Source organism: Thioclava kandeliae (genome assembly GCF_040297545.1).
Taxonomy (GTDB): Bacteria; Pseudomonadota; Alphaproteobacteria; order Rhodobacterales; family Rhodobacteraceae; genus Thioclava; species Thioclava kandeliae.
On sequence record NZ_JAYWLC010000088.1, the window covers coordinates 1 to 372 of the forward strand.

At 39.5% G+C, this 372-nt stretch carries 1 protein-coding gene; it reads left to right on the forward strand.

Annotation, left to right across the window (positions count from 1 at the left end; all coding sequences use genetic code 11):
- Positions 1–372, forward strand: a 372-nt coding sequence (locus VSX56_RS20735; protein ID WP_350939388.1) for a methyl-accepting chemotaxis protein, incomplete at both ends; no start/stop codon positions are given.

Below are 372 nucleotides of genomic sequence, written 5' to 3' on the forward strand. Positions count from 1 at the left end.
GCTTTAAATGCTTCTATTGAAGCAGCTCGTGCTGGTGAACATGGAAAAGGATTCGCTGTTGTTGCTGATGAAGTTCGAAAACTTGCTGAACAATCTCAACTAGCCGCAACTGACATTAACCATTTACTGCATCAAATTCAAGCCGATACTAAAATAGCAAATGACATGATGACACAAGGTCAAGCAGAAGCTTCTGAAGGAATTACTGTTATTCGTACTGCCGGATCTTCATTCTCAGAAATTGTTAACCACATTAACAAAGTCTCTACGCAAATGCAAGAAATGTCTGCAACTGCTGAAGAGATGGCTGCAAGCTCTGAAGAAATGAACGCAGCTTTAAATAATATCGCCTCTATTTCAAATGAAGTTGCT